Annotated in this window: 11 protein-coding genes; 6 read left to right on the top strand and 5 right to left on the bottom strand. The window is 46.5% G+C overall.

The window, feature by feature from the left end:
• Window positions 1-6: 6 nt before the first annotated feature.
• From QZT80_RS26575 to QZT80_RS26565, 3 genes are all read right to left on the bottom strand, one after another.
• Window positions 7-3513 carry a SusC/RagA family TonB-linked outer membrane protein gene (locus tag QZT80_RS26575; protein WP_295129414.1) on the bottom strand — a complete coding sequence of 1169 codons (3507 nt, stop codon included), beginning with the start codon at window positions 3511-3513 and terminating at the stop codon, window positions 7-9.
• Between the two features lie 424 nt (window positions 3514-3937).
• A complete protein-coding gene (locus tag QZT80_RS26570) occupies window positions 3938-4555 on the bottom strand; it encodes a sigma-70 family RNA polymerase sigma factor (RefSeq protein ID WP_295129412.1) in 618 nt (205 codons plus the stop codon).
• A 979-nt stretch (window positions 4556-5534) separates the two neighbouring features.
• On the bottom strand, window positions 5535-6713 hold the full coding sequence (locus QZT80_RS26565; RefSeq protein WP_295129411.1) for a FecR family protein: 1179 nt from the start codon (window positions 6711-6713) through the stop codon (window positions 5535-5537).
• A 1014-nt stretch (window positions 6714-7727) separates the two neighbouring features.
• Between QZT80_RS26565 and dnaE the strand changes: the two genes are divergently transcribed.
• The 6 genes from dnaE to QZT80_RS26535 all read left to right on the top strand — a co-directional run bounded on the left by dnaE (window position 7728) and on the right by QZT80_RS26535 (window position 17644).
• Window positions 7728-11363, top strand: a complete 3636-nt coding sequence (gene dnaE, locus QZT80_RS26560; RefSeq protein WP_295129409.1) for a DNA polymerase III subunit alpha — start codon at window positions 7728-7730, stop codon at window positions 11361-11363.
• Window positions 11364-11481: 118 nt separating this feature from the next.
• Window positions 11482-11799: a thioredoxin gene (trxA, locus tag QZT80_RS26555; protein ID WP_295129407.1), complete on the top strand. Its 318-nt coding sequence runs from the start codon at window positions 11482-11484 to the stop codon at window positions 11797-11799.
• A gap of 232 nt (window positions 11800-12031) precedes the next feature.
• A complete protein-coding gene (locus tag QZT80_RS26550; protein ID WP_295129405.1) occupies window positions 12032-13663 on the top strand; it encodes a nucleoside transporter C-terminal domain-containing protein in 1632 nt (543 codons plus the stop codon).
• Between the two features lie 205 nt (window positions 13664-13868).
• On the top strand, window positions 13869-15875 hold the full coding sequence (locus QZT80_RS26545; protein ID WP_295129403.1) for a M43 family zinc metalloprotease: 2007 nt from the start codon (window positions 13869-13871) through the stop codon (window positions 15873-15875).
• Window positions 15872-17056 (top strand): aminofutalosine synthase MqnE, encoded by a 1185-nt coding sequence (gene mqnE, locus QZT80_RS26540; protein ID WP_295129401.1) that lies wholly within the window; start codon window positions 15872-15874, stop codon window positions 17054-17056. The genes QZT80_RS26545 and mqnE overlap by 4 nt, the downstream gene beginning before the upstream one ends.
• Before the next feature lie 78 nt (window positions 17057-17134).
• Window positions 17135-17644 carry a DUF192 domain-containing protein gene (locus QZT80_RS26535; protein ID WP_295129399.1) on the top strand — a complete coding sequence of 170 codons (510 nt, stop codon included), beginning with the start codon at window positions 17135-17137 and terminating at the stop codon, window positions 17642-17644.
• Window positions 17645-17709: 65 nt separating this feature from the next.
• On the opposite strand, the gene QZT80_RS26530 is transcribed toward QZT80_RS26535, so the two are convergent.
• Complete coding sequence (locus tag QZT80_RS26530) at window positions 17710-18087, bottom strand: hypothetical protein (protein WP_295129397.1); 378 nt, start codon at window positions 18085-18087, stop codon at window positions 17710-17712.
• Window positions 18088-18140: 53 nt separating this feature from the next.
• Window positions 18141-20438: a c-type cytochrome gene (locus tag QZT80_RS26525; protein WP_295129395.1), complete on the bottom strand. Its 2298-nt coding sequence runs from the start codon at window positions 20436-20438 to the stop codon at window positions 18141-18143.
• Window positions 20439-20542 lie beyond the last annotated feature (104 nt).

The raw sequence follows: 20542 nt of genomic DNA, 5'->3' as shown, positions 1-20542 counted from the left end.
TAAATTTTACATACTCATTTTTACCCCTACACCGATGTTAAGAGGAAGCGGAATGCGGTAAGACGGATCGATTTTAAGACTTGTTTTCTTCCAGATAATACCAATATTATTGGCGTATCCTTTAAGCGAAAAATGTAAATCACCCTTTTTTCGGGCAATATTCTTCAACGGATAATCCAAAACAATATCCTTTAATCTCACATGATCTCCTGGTTGTACATTCACCGCAGAAGAGCTATAGAAACTCTCCCTCCTGCTATTTGCCGGATAAATCATTGATGGCACATTTGTTACCTTTTCATCTCCCGGTTGCTTCCATCTATTCATATAATCATCATAGCCATTATTTTGCCAATTTGAATAAAGAGTAATATAGCTCAAAGCATATGGATTGCGGAAAAAGTACTTGAGTTCGTAAGTGATATTAAACGACAGAGAAAACTTCTTGTACGTAAATGTATTACGGATACTACCGGAAATCTCCGGCCTCGCAGATCCATGAAACACAAGGCCGCCCAAGTCTGTATTTGCAGAGATCCTAACGTAATCACTGCTTTTGTCCATACCCACATATCCCATAGGATCTCCTGTTGCCGGATCGAGCCCTGCCCACTTATAACTAACAATTCCATACAGTAACTGCCCATCAATGGGATTGATACTACCTGCTCCAATATAGCTGCTGGCACTCTTAATTCCCTTCTTGAACTCAGCAAACTTCGTGCGATTATATGAAAAAAGTAACGACGTCCGCCATTCTAAAACTCCGGCTAAATTGATAGTGTTTAATGTAAGATCAACACCATGGCCGCCCAGGGCCGCATTATTCCTGGTCACCGTTTTAAATCCAGAAGTGATGTCCACCGGTGCATACGTAATGAGATCTTCTGAATTTTTACGATAAACATCAATAGTTCCACTTAAACGATTGTCCTTTAATGAAAAATCAATTCCCAAATTAGTTGTCTTAACCTTTTCCCATCTCAGTTCCGGGTTCGGCACATTGTCGATGGTCTGACTAGGCAAATTGCTAAACAAGTTATCGGGAGCTTGTATCAGGGTAAGCACCGCCGCGACGTTCACATTTGAATTACCACTATAGCCATGAGCTAATCTTAGTTTTAAGAACGATAACCAGTTAACATCGTAAAATTTCTCGTTTGAAATTATCCATCCTGCTCCTGCCGACCACAAGGGATTCCATTTGCGGTTAGTTGTAACACCGAAAACGTTCGATGCGTCCCGCCTTAAGCTACCTGACAAAATATATCGCTGGTCATAGTTGTAAGTCAAATTTGAATATGCAGACATAAACCTGTAAAGACGAGATTCCTTTGCAAACGGCCGGGGAAGGTTGTAATTCGAGCCCTGCAAAGAATAATAACTCGGAGCCTGATTAACAGAAGGAACAACAAACCTAACCGGCCCATCTGGATCATAACCAAAAAAGCGACCACTGTTAACGTCACCCTCCCGTTGTTTTACTTCCCCACCTGCTATAAAATCAACTGTATGCTTATCAAAGAAAGATCTAGTATAATTTAGCTGAGCCCTGAAATTATTTGAGTATAATTTCGAGTCGGAATAATCCATGATATCTCCATATGGAACTATAGATTGGCTGGTTGTCCCATCGGTTGGCGTAAATAAATTAATAAGATTTCTTGTAAAATAGCTTTCGACTGAGTGTATGTTCCTGTTTTTTGTCAATGCTTTTTCAAGCTGGTACTTCAAATCCAGACTAAGATAACTGGAGAACTTATACCTGGTACCAAGAAATAAAACAAAGTCATTCAATTTACTGGTATTATCACCATACCGCACTTCATCGATTGGCTTATATTTCCAATCGAGTATCTTTCCGATCCCAACCGTATCTTTAAAGGATGTTCTAAAATCTTTGTCGATTGCGAGAGGCTTGCCATCACCGTCGGCTAATCGCATATAGGGAGGAATATATTTGAACGGCGAGGAAGAGACCGTAATCTCCCCCAAACTATTATTCCTCGTATCCGTCTCTGTAAACGTCAACCCCACTTCCACATCCAGGTTCTTCGTGACTTTGGCATTTGTGAAACTCCTGAAGCTCATTCGTTCTACCTCATCCCCTACCAGGTTGGTGCGGTTCTTATCATAACCGGCGGAAAAGTAGTAGTTAAGGCGAGCGTTTCCTCCGGTTACATTCACAGCGTATTGTTGCTGGACTGATGGTCGGTACAGGTACTTTTCATAGTCCTTACGTACATCCTGCAACTCGAATTCTTTGATTCTTGCATTGGCCTCATCAACCGAAATATCCTCGGAACGGGCAGCAGCCAACAGTTCTACCACAGGCGAAATAACCGGCCGGCTTGCTGTGTTATTCAACTGTGAGTTATAAAATCCCTTGTCAAACAGGAACCTTTCCACTTCTATGAACGCTGCTGATGTAAAGGAAGGCTGATAAAACAAATCCGGCTTCCTGCCAATCATCAGGTTCGCATTCATCGAAAGCTTAGGGGCCTGATTAAACTTACCTCTCTTCGTCGTAATAACGATCACACCATTACCAGCCCTGGCGCCCCATATAGAAGATGAAGCTGCATCCTTTAGAATAGTTACATTTTCAATATCGTTGGGATTGATATTATCCATATTACCATCGTATGGGAAGTTGTCGAGGATAATCAGCGGTTGTGCGTCTTCGCCGTTTGTAGTACCGATGGTGCTTACGCCCCTGATGCTGATATCATTCGGATTATTTTTTCCGAGGTAGCGGTTAAATACCAGACCAGCCACTGTGCCTTCGAGGCGACTGAGTACGTCCGATGACATGGTGCGGTTAAACAGGGCGTTGTTCACCACATCAACCGAACCAGTTGTTTTGCCCTGCTGGAAAAACTGGTAACCATTGCTTACTACTTCCACCGCTTTCATTTCCTGCACGAGTTTCTCCAGTTTAATGGTGATGGTGCCGGTCGGTTTTACATAGATTTCTTTTGTTTTATAACCAATATTACTAACGATAAGAGCGGAACCGGTCTTTATTTCACCAAGTGCAAAATGGCCATTATCATCAGCTACGGCCCTTGTGCTACCTCCCTTTAACAATACGGAAGCCCCTATCAATGGGTTGTCGTTATCATCCGTAATCACTCCGCTTACAAATACAGGTACAGGTGCTGCTACGGTTGTGGGAGACGCGGCACCGGCGCGACGGAGGATAAGGATCAACTTTCCTTCTACCTCATAATACAGCCCGGGTTTAAGCATTTGCTGCATTACGTACGACAATGGTTTATTGATGGCGGAGAAGCGCACTTTGCGCGTGTTGTCCAACACATCAGCGCTATATTGAAAGCGGTAGCCCGTTTCCTTTTCGATTTTTTCCAGTACTTCTTTGATGGTAATATTGCGTGCGGTAACAGAGATATAGGGGGAATCTACCTGCCGGGCCATGGTAGTATTTACCGACAACAAAGCCAGCATAAGTATATGCAGGAACAGGTGTTTTGGTATAAAATACTTCTTCATGAAGGTAGACATGTTTTCATCTAACATGGTTCAGGATACGAGAAACGCTGATTTATCTGACTATAAGCTAACGGGGAAAATTGAGAATACGGACATCATATTGATAGACATACATTTATTAGTTATGCTAACTTTACAAAGTACGAACACTGTTCTCCATATTTCTGTTTGCGACACACTGTCTTCATTATACAACTGCCTGTTTAATGAGCTGTAGTAAGAGGCACACGATTACCGGCGGCTTTATTTAATAGCGGCAGGCGGTTTCATACAGGTCGCATACCTGTAGTGATAAATGAAAGTGATCAGCTGATACCGGAAAGGTTTTCATTCCCGCTGGATGTTGTGTGTTTTAATAATCTCACTGTTAGTACATTCGGCATATTGCTAATAAGGCAAGTTTGTTTGGATGAAAAGGATATTATTAAGGCATCAGCAGGCTGATAAATATTACGATCGTATACAGTTCTTTGAGATTTTTTCGCAGTTTTGACAATGCCACCTTCAGGTGTTTTTTCACGGTACTGGCGGATATGCCCATTTCGGCGGCTGTTTCTTCGTGAGTCTTACCCTGAAAACGAATAGCGAGTACAGCGAGTCGCTGCTGCTCAGTGAGTATACTCATTGCAGCAGCAATTCGTCCACGGATGCTCCATCGCTCACTGTATGTTTCATCCTGGCGGTCCATTAATCCCGCCATATACTCGAGCGACTCCCTCCGCTCGCGTCCCGTTTTCTTCTGATAGTCAAGAAACCTGTTGTATACTGCCTTGTAGAGGTAAGCCTGCGGCTTTTCCATTTGCAGTATTTCCACTGTCTTTCTTTTCTCCCAGATATGGATAAACACGCTGGACACAACTTCATTAGCCTGGTCTTCATCAAGACCAAGCTTCACAACATACAGCACCAGCTGTCCACCAAAACGTTCAAACAACACTCTACAAGCATTCCCGATGGCTCCCGCCTGCTTTTCCATTTCCGATTGATTTTTTGCCTCCTCGGAGGACGAATAACTGTAGTCAGTTAATTTAAAATCATCCATGATAGTTAAAGTTTGTGTTTCTGCCACTCTCCACTAAAAGGTACGGGAAGAAGTCCCCAGTCCATATACCGGAAAATAGCCTGGATAATAAGTTAAATTAATTCTTAAGCTAACGATTGGACAAATAGAACGTAAACGCAACAACTGCAGACCGTACCTTACTTCAATGATCTTCTCTTTCAACTGCCATTCTGTCCTTTTTCATTGATCAGGTAAGGCCGAATATACGATTTTTATTCGTTAACAAGTCGTTATTAATACGTACTGCATCATAGTCGCGTTATCAGAAAACGACCAATTTTGGTTAATCGGTTGTTAACCAAAACAAGAGTGAGCTTACATATTCATTGCTAACAACTTATAACGCGCCGTAAGGTAAAAAACCCCTCTGTAAATAAAGAATATTTACGGACAGTTTTTTACCCACAACAAAAAAACAACCCGCAGGTAACATTACCTGCCGCTTGATGTTGCCATACATTAAAATGCCCCGCAGGCAGATGATACCTACGATCGCTTTTGTCCTAACTAAATAAGAGGGGCCAGCAAAAAACGGACTGGTTTAAATTTTGTCTTAAGCTAAACCAGAGAGGGCTAATCCAATGGACTTATTACTTACTAAAGCTAAACTGGGGGCTAACTCAACGGACATAAGTCTTAAGTTAAAATGAAGGCTTTCATGGATGGTCGAAATATCTTCTACTTAAGCTAAAAAAATGGGAAAACAATGGACGAACAAGCTATTCTATTTAAAAACCGGGTTACAATGGAGTTGTTCGAGTCAAAATCTTACGCTAAACTGGACGGGCTCAATGGACGAATAAGAATAGCTTTTACTGAAAATTAAAGCTTGATAATATAGATCATACAATTACTAATCCGTTCCTTAAAAAAACAGGGAACCCTAAAAAGGTTTCCCTGCGTAACATGGCTATATATTTAGAAATGGAGAAAAGCGAATCCTGCATCAAAGAAAGGGCTATTCGAAACGAACAACTCCATCTTTTAATGTATAATTCAAACCGCCAGACGACAACTTCACTAATCGGTTCAGCGCATTCTCTATCGGTTTTGACTTCTCAATTGTCAGGTTATAGCGTGTTCCCTTCAGGCCGGGCCGGTTAAATACGACATCTACGTCGTACCACCTCGACAGGGTTGCTGAAATGGACTCGAGTGATGCATCTTCAAAGTTCATCACTCCGTTTTTCCAGCTAAATACATTCAGATCATTAAAAGAGCTTATAGTGATACCCGCACCTTCCAGACTACTGGCTTCATCGCCTGGCTTCAGTAAAGTACTTGTATTACCTCCATGTACCCTCACGCTACCATCGCGAAGGCTTGTTCTAATGTCTTTGGGGTTATAAGAGTTAACATTAAAAACAGTACCCAACACTTCTACTTTTGTACCGTGGCTCTTTACTACAAACGGACTGGAAGCGTTTTTCGCAACGTCGAAATATGCTTCGCCTGTCAGCTCCACCTCCCGGTTCCCCTTGCCGAAAGCAACAGGAAAACGTAGACTGGATGCGGAGTTAAGGGTGGCCACTGTACCATCGGGCAACTCAATTGTGTGCTGCTTCCCTGCAGGAACTTCTAAGCTGGCATAACCAGCACCGGCGTTACCGCCGGCCGAAAACCGAAGTTCATCTTTTTCGTTGTCGAGGTTAACAGTTCCCACATTAAAGTGCTGGTCAGACAGGGTTTCATCAAGATTGATGACCCGTCCGCCCGGCATGTTAAGGTGTGTGCTTTTTGTGGCTAACAAAGGATTGGATGTCGGCCGCTCCTCTGGGGTCCTGAACATACTGATACCCATGGCCAGTACAGCTACTGCTGCTACAGCACCAACAAAGCGCTTCAGCAAAACGATACGTCCAGTACGGATATCGGCTGCCGAACGCTGCTCGGGAACATGTTCTTCGTATTTTTTCTTAATCTGCTGCCAGCGTAAATTGTTTACTTCGGGGTCCAGCTGGCGCTTACTTTCGTCAGAATTAAGGTCAAGGTCCCAGTCCGAACATAACGCCCGCAGTTCCTCATCCTCTTTAAGCACGTTCTCCAGGTAAACCAGGTCATCTTCGCTGATGGTGCCGGCTACCTTTTGAACATAAAGCTGTAATATGTAATGACTTTTGTGCTTCATTCTATCCATAAAACGACAAATTGGGTCATGAGGGACCATATAGTGAGAAAAAAAATTTCAAAACAGCAGGGATTTTCTCAAAATAGGGATCTATCATACTGGTTATCAATAGTTGTGCAATTTTGTTCTTTATTCAAAACACGCCGGGAGCGCCGGATATTTAATGTAAAATACTACTCTGCCACAAATGTTAGGGGTTAAATCGTACCAAAAATTACAATCCGGAGAGTTCGCTACTGGTTGTCAATCAGAAAAAATCGGGGGTAATGATGCGAGGCTGCTGCAGTGAGCCATTCCTCCCTCCCTTCGTCCGATACTGTAGCAAAAACCACCCCACTTTCTTACCGCCCGGATAGGCACCTATAGAGGATCCTTCGTGGATCCTTGCTGTATTGTTGCTAAAATTACCCGTCCAGCTTATGTTTCAGCAAGGTTTCAGCAACAAAACAGCAACAAACCGGCTCTTTTAGCAAGGTTTCAGCAACCACACAGCAACAAATCAGCAACAAACAGCTGGTTTACAGCATAGTGACAGCAGGGATCCACGAACGATGCAGCCAGGAACCAGCATTGACCATGGTTTACATATCCATGGTATATCGATCCTATATCGATCCTATATCCCCTGTTCGCACCAGCAAGGGTTTCAGGCGAAACGGGTATAGGATGGGTAAAGGATCAATATAGGATCGCCAGGCGACAAAACGCCTTTTAGCATACATTTATCAACTTTAACCTTTACACACCCGGCATTTGAACCGACGCACCACACGCGCCCTACACTTCACGGCGACTTCCTCCCTAACGATAAACTTCCGCCAAAGGCAGTAACTCACATCTTCAGCAATTAATATCTCTAAATAACTGATTGATAGCTAAACAAATAACCTTTTAAAACAGTGCGTGGTTTGTGGAAAAGTAGGAAGCTCATGATTTTGCTATCTGCCTTAACTGTTGTTTTTTTGCTGGTTGCAATTATACCGAAAACGGACCCCATGCCGTTAAAACCTAATTAGACATTATATGAAATTTTCTCACCTGCACGTGCACACGCAATATTCGCTGCTGGATGGCGCCGCGGATATCAAACAGTTGTACAAAAAGTCGATAGCCGACGGCATGCCCGCGCTGGCCATCACCGACCATGGCAACATGTTTGGAGCGTTCTCGTTCGTTGCAGAGGCTTATAATAATAAGCTGAACCCGGAAGATCCGAAAGACAAACGACTGAAAGTTAAGCCTGTAGTGGGTTGTGAGTTTTATCTCGTAGAAAATCGCCACAAACGCGCTTTTACGAGGGAGGAAAAAGACATTCGGTACCACCAGGTACTGCTGGCCAAAAACGATGAAGGATACCGCAACCTCATCAAACTTTGTTCACTCGGGTACATGGAAGGCCTGTACGGCAAATACCCCCGTATCGATAAAGAACTCATCCTCCAATACCATAAAGGCCTTATCGCCACCACCTGCTGCCTCGGCGCATCGGTACCTAAAACGATCCTTAAAAAAGGAGAAGATGAAGGGGAAAAGGAATTTAGATGGTGGCTGGATATTTTTGGCGAGGACTTCTATGTAGAAATGCAACGCCATGGCATCCCTGAGCAGGATAAAGTGAATGTTTGCCTGGCCCGCTGGGCGGAGAAGTACAATGTGAAAATCATTGCCTCCAACGACTCTCACTACGTAGACCAGGAAGATGCCAATGCACACGACATCCTCTTGTGTATTAACACGGGCGAAAAGAAAAGTACGCCGACCATGAAGGATTTTGACGATGATACGGTGATGAAGAACAGGCGTTTCGCTTTCTACAACGACCAGTTCTATTTCAAATCCACGGCGGAAATGACGAAACTGTTCTCGGACATCCCGGCCGCTATCGACAATACCAACGAAATCGTAGATAAAGTGGAGCTGTTGGACCTGAAAAGAGACATCCTGCTGCCGAACTTCCCCATCCCACCCCAATTCTTTACCCAGGACCAATACCTGCGCCACCTTACCATGGAAGGCGCCCATCAGCGCTACCAGGAAATGACGGCCGAAATTGAGGAACGCCTGAACTTCGAACTGAACGTGATCGAGAACATGGGTTTCGCCGGTTACTTCCTGATCGTATCTGATTTTATCAAAGCGGGGCGCGACTTAGGCGTATTTATTGGCCCGGGACGTGGATCGGCCGCGGGATCGGCGGTGGCCTACTGTGTCGGTATTACTAATATCGACCCGATTAAGTATAACCTGCTGTTCGAAAGGTTCCTTAACCCGGAACGTAAGAGCATGCCGGATATTGATACGGACTTCGATGATGAAGGCCGTCAGAAAGTAATTGATTATGTAGTTGACAAATACGGCAAAAACCAGGTAGCGCAAATCATCACCTACGGTACCATGGCAGCCAAAATGAGTATAAAAGACGTTGCCCGTGTACTCGATCTCCCCCTGCAGGACTCGAATGGGCTGGCCAAACTGGTGCCTGATAAACCAGGCATACAGCTCGACAGGATATTTAATGCGCCGCTGGAAGGTGATAAAAGTCTGGCCGACAAAGAAGGCCTGATGGGCGAAGACATCGAGAACGTAAAAAAACTCCGCGAACTCATTAAAGGCGAAGACCTGCAAGGCGAGGTACTGAGAGAAGCCTGTATATTGGAAGGCTCTGTTCGTAACACGGGCATCCACGCAGCAGGTATCATCATCGCCCCCACCGACCTTTCGGACCTTATTCCGGTTTCTACTGCCAAGGATTCGGACCTGCTGGTAACACAGTTCGAGGGTAGTATTATTGAATCGGCCGGTGTAATCAAGATGGACTTTCTGGGTCTGAAAACCCTTACCATTATCAAAGGTGCGCTTGCGCTGATTAAGCAGAACCACGGCATCGAAATAAGTATTGACGATATTCCGCTGGACGATGACAAAACTTATGAACTGTACCAGAAAGGCGAAACCAACGGTACGTTCCAGTTTGAAAGTCCCGGCATGCAGAAGTACCTCCGTGAACTTCGTCCGGACAGGTTCGATGACCTCATTGCGATGAACGCCTTGTACCGTCCGGGCCCGCTGGAGTACATCCCCTTGTTTATCCGCCGTAAACACGGTTTGGAAGAAACGGTGTACGACCTGCCGGAAATGGAGGAATACATGCGGGATACTTACGGTATCTCGGTTTACCAGGAACAGGTAATGCTACTGAGCCAGAAGCTGGCTAACTTCTCCAAAGGTGATGCGGACGTACTGCGTAAGGCGATGGGTAAAAAGCAGAAGGCAGTACTGGATAAAATGAAGAAACAGTTCATGGACGGTTGTAAAACCAATGGCCATGACCTTAAGATATGTGATAAGATCTGGACCGACTGGGAGGCATTTGCATCCTACGCTTTCAACAAATCGCACTCCACCTGTTATGCCTTTGTGGCTTACCAAACGGCTTACCTGAAAGCTCACTACCCTGCCGAGTACATGGCATCGGTACTGAATAACGCCAGCAACATTGAAAAGATCACCTTCTTTATGGAGGAGTGTAAACGCATGGGCATCGACGTACTGCCGCCGGACGTGAACGAATCGTTCAAAGGTTTTGCGGTGAACAAACAGGGCCAGGTACGTTTTGGTTTGGCGGGCTTAAAAGGTGTGGGCGAAGCAGCCATCGAGAACCTGCTGGAAGAACGTGATAAGGGAGGCAACTACACCTCTGTTTTTGATATGATCAAACGGGTGAACCAACGCGCAGTAAACAAAAAATCGCTGGAGGCCATGTGTATGGCCGGTGCCTTCGATTGTTTCCCGGAACTGCACCGTGCCCAATATTTCCATAAAGGAGATGGCGATAACAGTACCGGGTTGGAAAAGATCGTGAAGTTCGGTCAGCAGGCTTCGGCCGGTACCAGTGGAATGGGCAGTTTGTTCGGCGAGGTAGAAATGCCCGACATTGTACCGCCTAAAATACCGCCCTGCGACCAATGGCCGTTAACCATTAAACTGAACAACGAACGCGATATTACAGGCATCTATATATCCGGACACCCGCTGGACGATTACCGTTTTGAGCTGAAGTATTATAATATGAATACGATCCAGGAAGTGCTGGATTACCAGCAAATACTACAGGCACCCGGTGATAATAAAAAGGGGATGGAACGTTCGTTCCGCCTGGCCATCTATGTTACCTCTGCCATGGAGCGGATTTCGCGTAACAACAAACAGTTTGGCGTAATGGTGATGGAAGATTATACCGGCAAGTTCGAATTTGCTTTATGGAGCGAAGATTACCTGCGGTTTATCAACTATATGAAAGCCGGTATCTGTTTGTTCGTAAATGCCGCGTTTAAACCCCGCCGTTTCAACGAAAACGAGTACGAGTTTAAGGTACAGAGCATCCAGTTGCTACAGGAAGTGAAAAAAACGCACACCCGGCAGATAGCCCTTGTTACCATGCCGAAGTTCCTTACCCGTGAGATGGTTGACTTCCTGATGGACAATGCGGCTAAAAATCCGGGTAAGGCCGAACTGTATGTACAGCTCATCGACCGCGACGCCGATATGAGTATTCGCATGCACACCGTGAACAAACACCTCGAAATGAATGACGATCTGGCACATTACCTGCAAAAACAACCGGATATTGATGTGTATATAGACACTATCAATAAGTAACCTGTCAAAAAAACATTAATTTTACGCCGGTTTAATATTTGCAGCGTTATAACGTAATGATTGAAATTGTGAAAATGCGCTGAAAATCAATAATTATAAACTTTTAAATTCATACACAATGGCTTTAGAATTCACAGACGCGAACTTCCAAACAACGGTGCTGGATTCGGACAAACTCACAGTAGTAGACTTTTGGGCTGAATGGTGTGGTCCTTGTCGCGCGATAGGTCCGGTTATCGAGGAGTTGGCTAAAGATTACGCGGGTAAAGTAAACGTAGGTAAAGTAAACGTGGACCAGAATCCACAGGTTTCTGTAGACTACGGTATTACGAGCATCCCGGCTATCCTGTTCATTAAGAACGGCCAGGTAGTAGACAAACAAGTAGGTGCTGTTCCGAAATCAGTACTGGATAAGAAAATTCAGTCCAACCTTTAATAAACGAATTTTCCTATACAAGGCGCTCCGTAACTACGGGGCGCTTTTTTTATGTGGATAGGTGATACCAGCCACAGGCAATCCATCAACAAAAAAAGTGATTTATACAAATACATGGCAAATGCATCTCCCGGTGACTGTATTTTACCCTTAAATATTGCACATTGATCGATAATTATTGCCGAAAAGCTTATTTTCCGTTTTATTTGTTAAAATCTAAATCTAGAGCCGAATGACGTTTCACTGGGATAACCTGTTGCGTGGTGGAATTGGGATGTTGTTTCTTATAGGGGTTTGTTATTTGCTGAGTAATAACCGGGGCGCCATTAACTGGAAATTGATAGGGATGGGCATTTTTGCCCAGGTGATGTTCGCGATGGGTGTTTTACACGTTACGGTGGCGGGTCAGCCCGCATTCTGGCTGGCATTCGGTATTATACTGCTCTATGTTATTATCAACCGGGTGATAAAAAAACGAGGTACAGGCTACAAACCCGACGCCATCAGTATTTTACTCGCCATAGGCTGGCTGGCAGCCTTTTTTGCCGGTATTATCCGCTCCGGCGCTTATCCCAATCCCCCGATAGCCTTTATCATAGCTCTTGTACCTGTATGTTATTTCATCTGGCTGCTGAGTAAAAGAAGCACCGAAACATTAAAATGGTCGATCCTGGGAGCGCTGGTACTGTTAACGCTTAGCGTTTACATGAAATGGTGCCCGCCCGAGGTGTTCCGCAACATTCTTTCCTCCTGCTCCAACGCCTTTGTAAGCCTCATTAACCTGAGTCATAAAGGAACAGAGTTTATGTTTGGCCGCCTGGCAGATCCATCCGGCTCGTGGGCCTATGTGTTTGCAGTACAGGTGTTACCAAACATTATCTTCTTCGCAGCGTTATCCTCTATATTATACTACCTGGGTATTTTACAGAAGATAGTTTTTGTATTTGCCTACCTGTTAAATAAGCTGAACATCTCCGGTGCGGAAAGCGTATCCACAGCAGCTAACATCTTTTTAGGCCAAACAGAAGCGCCTTTGATGATCAGGCCTTACCTCGACAAAATGACCCGGTCGGAAATACTATGTATCATGATCGGCGGCATGGCCAATACCGCAGGCAGTGTTATGGCGGCTTATGTAGAAATGTTAGGTGGTTCCGACCCTTCGCAGAAGCAGATGTTCGCCCTGCACATGCTTAGTCAGAGTATCATGAGTGCGCCGGCAGCTATCGTGTGTTCTAAAATACTATTCCCCCAGCCAACAGGGTTCGAAATATCCAAGGACCTGAAAGTACCACGGGAGAAACTGGGCGATAACTTCCTCGATGCTTTGTCGATGGGTACCACCGATGGTTTGAAACTGGCCGTAAACGTGGCCGCCATGCTAATCGTATTTACCGCCATGATGTGGGTAGTAAACGAAATGCTGGCCTGGGGAGGTGGTATAACCAACCTTAATCCTCAAATTGACGTACTTACCGGGGGAAGGTATAAAGAGTTAAGCCTGCAGTTTATGCTGGGTTATATATTCTCGCCCGTGGCATGGCTCATAGGTGTGCCTACGCCCGACATAACATCCGTGGGGCAATTGCTGGGCGAAAAGACGATCCTGAACGAATTTGTGGCTTATGGTCACCTGGCAGATATGACACAGGCGGGAATACTCGTTAATCCGAAGTCCATCCTGATATCCACCTATGCCCTTTGCGGATTTGCTAACTTTGCCTCCATAGGCATCCAGATCGGGGGGATTAGTCAACTGGCGCCCAACCAGCGTAAAAACCTTACGGAATTGGGTATAAGAGCCCTGATAGGCGGGACCATTGCGTGCCTGATGTGCGGTTGTATTGCAGGTGCGCTTACTTAAAAAACGAATACCGGGCAGGGGGAACAACCGCTGCCCGCAACGGATATAACCATAGATCGACAAAAAACTGTTCCCTTTGCGTACCGCGACCTTTCTGCTCCTGTTGAGCACCTTTTTCTGGCTACCTGCAACTGCACAACGAAAATGCGGTACTGCCGAAGTATTACAACAAAAAATACAGGCCAATCCAAAATTGCAGTTGCGCATGCAAGTTACAGAGCAGGAATTACAGCGTGTACGCCCCCTGCAGTTCGCTAAAACTGCCGCCACCGTTACTGTTCCCGTGGTAGTACACATCGTTATGCAAAACCCCTCGCTGGTAACCGATGCGCAGGTATATGAGCAACTGCAAATGCTGAATGCCGACTTCTCCGCCAGTAATACCGACATCGCAAATGTGCCCAATGTATGGCAACCCATTATCGGCGATGCACAAATACAGTTTTGTCTGGCTCAGCGCACGCCCAATGGCGATCCCAGCACCGGCATTATACGCAAAGTAACCAGCAGGACAGGCTTCGACGTGCCCGGGGCAGGCAACAGTGCGCAGGACGTGAAGTACAACGCTACCGGTGGCGATGATGCATGGGATTACAGGCGTTACCTGAACATATGGGTTTGTGTGCTGAACGACAGCTATATAGGCGTGGCTACTCCGCCCGGCAACGTGTTTCCGGCAGCAGAAGAAGGCATTGTGGTAACCAGTACCGCATTTGGCTCCAGTGGTTCTGCCCGTTCGCCCTTTAACAAAGGCCGCACCTGTACGCATGAAATAGGCCACTACTTTGGTCTTATCCATATCTGGGGTGATGATAACGGTTGTGCAGGCAGCGATTATGTAGACGATACGCCTAACCAGGCCGGCAATACTTACAATTGTCCCTCGTTCCCTACCACCGACCAATGCTCGCCGGCAGCGCCGGGTAAAATGTTCATGAACTTCATGGACTATACCGACGATGCCTGTATGAGCCTGTTTACCGCAGGCCAGGCCGTGCGCATGCAGAATGCGCTGGCCTCCTCCTCCCGCTCGTCGCTGCTCAGCTCCAATGGATGCAGCCCGGTAAACCAGAAAGCGCTGGACGCCGCCGTGGAAGTAGTAAGCTCCCCCAACGGTAAAATATGCGTGACCGGTCAAACACCGATGGTCCAATTGAAAAACAAGGGTACCAATGTTCTCACCTCCACCATTATCAGGTATAAAATAGATAACGGGCAGGAAGTAAGTTACACCTGGACGGGGTCACTGGCGTCGTTACAAGGCACCACGGTGCAGTTAGCCAACTTCACCGCCTCCGAGGGTCAGCACGTTATTTCCGCCTACTCTACCCTGCCCAACGGCGCCGCCGACCAGGACCAGACCAACGATACGGCCAGGGCCAGCTTTAATTATGATAATGAAGGTACTTTCCCTTATACAGAAGGTTTTGAAAGCGGCGTGTTCCCGCCATATGGCTGGAGCCGTAACAACGCCGACAACAGCTTCACCTGGGAATTAACCACAGAAGCGGCCAGATCAGGCACCAGTTCAGTAGTGATGCGTAACCTGGGTTATGCCTCCAACGGCCCGGTAGACGATCTCCTGTCGCCCGTGTTTGACGGAAGTGCGGGGGACTCCCTGTTCGTGTTCTTTGACCTGGCAGCCGCGGCCCAAACAGCGGCCAGCGAAACAGGCAATGTATGGGATACCCTGGAAGTACTGGTGACGATGGACTGCGGACAAACCTTCATCCCTACCGGGTATAAAAGATGGGGTAAAACGCTGGTGACGCGTACTGTGCCCACCCCCGCAGAGTTCATACCTACGGCCAGTGAGTGGCGGCGCGACAGCGTAGACCTTACGCCCTTTGTGCGTAATTCGAAGTTCCGCGTGGCCTTCCGCAACACCACCAACTATGAAAACAACATCTATCTAGATAATATTAACCTGATCACCCGCAGCGTAAACCCTAACCTGGTGGAAAAGGGCGTACTGATACGTCCAAACCCTTTTTCTTCAATGCTTTATGTAGAGTTCCTGGAGTACCCGGACGAGCTCGAAAGTGTAGGTGTATATAACGTTTCGGGCAGGCTGGTGCGCAGTATGAGGCAAACCGCGCTGGTGAACAACCGCATCACTTTTGATTTGGTAAATGAGCCAAATGGTGTTTACTTTGTGAAGTTATTCTATAAGAACAAGGTAAGGACTTTTAAAATAGTGAAAGCACAATGATGACGAAAGAAACGTATCCTGCCCTGCCAACTATTCTCCAGGAAGCATCGCTCGATAAAAGGTTAAAACAGATTGCAGATAAGGTATTAGCACAGGAAAGACTGACACAGGAAGAAGGCATAATACTGTTTGAGAAGGGAGAACTGGGGTTCGTAGGCGCATTGGCCAACCACGTGAGGGAGAGGATGCATGGCGATAAAACTTATTTTAACAGGAACTTCCATATAGAGCCCACGAACGTTTGCGTGTTTACCTGCAAATTCTGTTCTTACTCAAAACTGTACAAAAACCGCGAAGATGGCTGGGAACTGAGCGTAGACCAGATGATGCACATCGTGCAGAAATACGACAACCAGCCGGTTACAGAAGTACATATCGTAGGTGGCGTACATCCTAAAATGGACCTCGACTTCTTCTGCGAACTGTTACAACGCATCCGCACACATCGCCCGGACCTTCATATTAAAGCCTTTACACCGGTTGAGCTGGACTACATGTTCCGCAAAGCCAAACTGACGGTAGAAGAAGGCATGAAAAAACTGCATGATGCCGGCCTGCAATCTATGCCAGGCGGTGGGGCCGAAATCTTTCATCCCGATGTACGTTCCGAGATTTGCCATGATAAGGTAGATGCAGAAGGCTGGCTGAAAATTCACCGTACGGCCCATGCCCTGGGTATGCATAGCAACTGTACTATGTTGTATGGCCATGTAGAAAAATTCTGGCACCGTGTAGATCATATGGAGCGTTTGCGTAACCTCCAGGATGAAACACACGGCTTTAATACTTTTATTCCGCTGAAGTTCCGCAATAAGGACAATGATATGGCGCACATCCCCGAATCTTCTGTAATAGAAGACCTTCGTTTGTATGCTATCGCCCGTCTTTACATGGATAACATCCCCCACCTGAAAGCCTATTGGCCGATGCTGGGAAGGAACAGCGCCCAGCTCACCCTGTCTTTCGGCGTTAACGACCTGGACGGCACCATTGACGATACTACGAAAATCTATTCTATGGCCGGTTCAGAAGAACAAACACCTTCGATGAACACCGCGCAACTGGCGTTACTAATTCGCCAGGCAGGCAGAAGGCCGGTAGAAAGAGATACCGTGTACAATGAGATCAAAGATTATACGGATGTAGAATTTACCGATACGGAAATCTTATCCAAAAACTAGATATCAGAAAGGCCTGCGCGATGCAGGCCTTTTTGTTTACCAGCTTTTCTTATCTTAAGGTGCAGAAAAATAGTGATTATGGCCATTATACAGAAAATCCTGCTGGGCATTGCCCTGGTAGTAAACGCAGCAGCATGCGGCGACAGGAAAGCACCCGCTAACACCAGTACCGAAACCACTACGGCAAGTGCGCCCGCATTTAACAAACAAGGCGAGTTATCCTTCATTAGTAAAGCCACCGGCGATACGATACGTAGCATAGACGTAGAACTGGCCACCACCAATGAACAACGGGCTACCGGTTTAATGTACCGCAAGTCCATGGATGAATCGCAGGGCATGTTGTTCATCTTCCCCGAAGCCGGACAACAATCATTTTATATGAAGAACACCTACATCTCGCTTGACATCGTATATGTAAATGCTGATAAGGAAATTGTATCAGTGCAGAAGTACGCTACGCCCCTTTCTGAAGAAAGTTTGCCATCTTATAAAGACGCGATGTACGTGGTAGAAGTGAATGCCGGATTTATTGATAAACACAAGATCGTATTTGGCGATAAGATAGCTTTTACAACCAGTAAGTAACTGCCATGTATCCCAATAAAAAAGAGGTTACTCAAAACTGAGCAACCTTTTTTTTATTTATCTGATTAATCTTTTTTTGCTGGTGGTACTGGTGGCGGAGGAGGAGGAACTTCTTTTACTTTAGGAGGAGCTGGCGGAGGCGGAGGTGGCGTTTCCTTTATTTTAGGAGGTGCAAACTTCACCTTCTCCACTTTCGGTGGTGGCGGCGGCGCTTTAGGCGACCCGGACACGGCCGGAGATGGTGCCTTTTTCATTTTGGGTGGAGGTGGTGGCGGCACAGGCCTCTCCTCGTCTTTTTTAATAACAGGCGGTTTAAATTTAACCGGCTCCGTATCCTTTTTTATCACAGGTGGTGTGAACTTCACCTGCTCGGCCTTCTTCTCTTGCGCGGCAACGATGCCTGCAAAACTAAGCGCCATACAAGACAAAATTAGTTTCTTCATATACCAGGAATTTAGGAGGAAGATGCACTCCTCCTCCTTTTCCATATATATTTTCACAATTTTAGAATTTCTTCAATGGTGAAGGCCTTTTGCCTGCCTTTTAAACGTTTACGCACATCCTGGATATCTTTCGCGGTTATCTTCTCCGCGTTATTGCTCCAGGCGTTTCTGATAAAGCTGAGTAGCTGCGCAATGTCTGCATCGGAGAACTCGTCATTATTACCAATACCGGGCATATCGCCACCATATTCAGGCGCCTTATAGAGCTTCCCATTTACTTCCACAGGGCCGGTTAAGCCATGCAATACGATGGCGATCAGCCTTTGCCTTTCGCCGGTAACCCATTGCGATTCGTTTAACGGCGGCGCCAGCGATTGTATACCGTTACCATCCGGGCCATGGCAGGTTTGGCAAACGGTTGTGAATATTTTATAACCGCGCGGATAGTCGTTCAATACCGCGTCACTCAGTTTAGCGTTCTTACTTTCTTCAATATCGCGCATCACTTTCTGCAAACGCTTATTGATGACCAGTGCCGTATCCGGGTTCCAGGCGCGGATATCTTGCAGGAGTTCCTTTTCATGGTTCTGCGAAGCGCTGATGACCGCATCGGCCACGAAACGGTTGTTGGCGTACAGGCGGCTCAACTGCGTAAGTAATGCATCCGCAGCCGGGGCATCATATTTACGCAGGAAAGGCAGCAAATAGCCCAGTAAAGGCGCAGTGCGGGGATCGGTGTCAAAAGTTTTCAACAAGCCGATAATGGCTGCCTGGTTGCCTGCATTTAGTATCGAGGGCAGCGTGGCCATTGCCTGTAGTTTAAGCTGACCATCACCCTGTAGTAACAAAGGTTTTACGATATCGAAGTTCAGCACGTTCATCCCTTCCAGCGTCCACAGCGCGTGCAGGAGGCCAATTGGCTTCGAGGTATTAAGCAGTCGTTCCTTCAATAATGGAACAGCATCGGCCGGATGTTTATCTACCAGCAACTGTTGCGCCTTATCGCGCACCCAGCCATTAGGATGATCTAACAGCGCTACCAAACTACCGGATGGAACGTTGAAATCGGGCACTGTAGCTGTTTTATTCGTCGGTGCAATGCGGTAAATACGGCCACAGTTCAGCGGCAGCGTAAGGTTGCGCATACGTATTTCATTCTTCAGATAGTCTGTGAGGAAGGTTTTATGCTGAATGATCCCGCGGTACATATCTAATACATACATAGCGCCATCGGGACCGGTGAAGAGGTTTACCGGGCGGAAGCGCTCATCTGTACTGGCCACAAACTCACTATCGGCATACGCCTGTTTACCTACTACCGCATAATCACTATCGTGCAGGATATTGCGTTTAATAAGGTTGGCAGAAGGCTCGGCAACAAAGGCGTTTTGGTCATAGTCCTTTCCAAACAGGCCGCCACGGTAGATCATCGGTCCGCAGGCGGCGGTGAAGTTCACCAGGCGCAGGCTGTCACTGAGCGTACCTTTTGAGTAACCACGGTTTACACCCGGTGTAGCACGGATAGGATATACGCGGTTATTTTTTACAATGCGTTCTTTATAACCGGCAACGCTTCGCTGGTTTTCATTGGCAGCACCGAAGCCGGGCGGAAAGAAATCCCCTTCGAGATTTACAGAGTTGTTGTTGACGTACAGCCGGCCATAGTTGTCCTGCGTGATGCCCCATTGTCCGCGGAAATGTGTTTTCTCTATCAGCCACTGGTTACCTTTTTTACGGTAACGTGTGTCCGATTTGGCATTATAAATCCAATTATCCATGGCGCGTAAAAGACCATTGGGTTGATGTTCTACATTGCCATCCGGCGCATACGCGGCGTCTACCAGGGTTTTGCGGCCGGGCTTGTCGCCGTCGCGCTCTACAAACCACAGGTATGGCGGCTCGGCAATGAGTACGCCATTTTCAATAAGACATACGGCGCGGGGCATTACAAGAGAGTCCAGGAATACGGTACGTTTATCCACGCGTCCGTCCTTGTCGGTATCTTCAAGGATCACCACCTTACCATCTTTCAGATCTTCCCCTGTGCCAACAGTATCGGGCATATACCCCGTCATTTCCACCACCCACATGCGTCCGTGTTCGTCGAAGGTCATGGCAACGGGTGCAATTACCTGCGGTTCGGAGGCGACGAGGCCGATGGAAAAACCCTTTTCGATCTGTAAATGCTTCAGGGATTGCTCAGCGGATACCACCGGGGAATTCGCAAATTCCTTTCGGGCGGCCAGGGAGTCGGCCGCTCTTTTATTGTCGGTAGCAGGTGACTGGTTGCAGGCTGTAACGAGGAAACAGGCGGCGGCCAGTAATACGTGAATTTGGCTGTTGTACTTCATTTATTCTATCGATTGCAAAAAACCGCCTTTAGTTATCTAAAGTGCGGTCTGGCGCTAAAATAAAAGGAAATTCAAAACAATCTCCTTAAAAATCGATTAAACGG

Source organism: uncultured Chitinophaga sp. (assembly GCF_902168175.1).
Lineage (GTDB): Bacteria > Bacteroidota > Bacteroidia > Chitinophagales > Chitinophagaceae > Chitinophaga.
The sequence above is the reverse complement of the archived record's forward strand: the minus strand, read 5'-3'. Positions and strand labels throughout refer to the sequence as shown.

Bases quoted from the DNA above. Each gene is read 5' to 3' on its own strand.
- QZT80_RS26575 (WP_295129414.1), bottom strand. From the start codon at position 3,513: ATGAAGAAGTATTTTATACCAAAACACCTGTTCCTGCATATACTTATG.
- QZT80_RS26570 (WP_295129412.1), bottom strand. From the start codon at position 4,555: ATGGATGATTTTAAATTAACTGACTACAGTTATTCGTCCTCCGAGGAG.
- QZT80_RS26565 (WP_295129411.1), bottom strand. From the start codon at position 6,713: ATGGATAGAATGAAGCACAAAAGTCATTACATATTACAGCTTTATGTT.
- dnaE (WP_295129409.1), top strand. From the start codon at position 7,728: ATGAAATTTTCTCACCTGCACGTGCACACGCAATATTCGCTGCTGGAT.
- trxA (WP_295129407.1), top strand. From the start codon at position 11,482: ATGGCTTTAGAATTCACAGACGCGAACTTCCAAACAACGGTGCTGGAT.
- QZT80_RS26550 (WP_295129405.1), top strand. From the start codon at position 12,032: ATGACGTTTCACTGGGATAACCTGTTGCGTGGTGGAATTGGGATGTTG.
- QZT80_RS26545 (WP_295129403.1), top strand. From the start codon at position 13,869: ATGCAAGTTACAGAGCAGGAATTACAGCGTGTACGCCCCCTGCAGTTC.
- mqnE (WP_295129401.1), top strand. From the start codon at position 15,872: ATGATGACGAAAGAAACGTATCCTGCCCTGCCAACTATTCTCCAGGAA.
- QZT80_RS26535 (WP_295129399.1), top strand. From the start codon at position 17,135: ATGGCCATTATACAGAAAATCCTGCTGGGCATTGCCCTGGTAGTAAAC.
- QZT80_RS26530 (WP_295129397.1), bottom strand. From the start codon at position 18,087: ATGAAGAAACTAATTTTGTCTTGTATGGCGCTTAGTTTTGCAGGCATC.
- QZT80_RS26525 (WP_295129395.1), bottom strand. From the start codon at position 20,438: ATGAAGTACAACAGCCAAATTCACGTATTACTGGCCGCCGCCTGTTTC.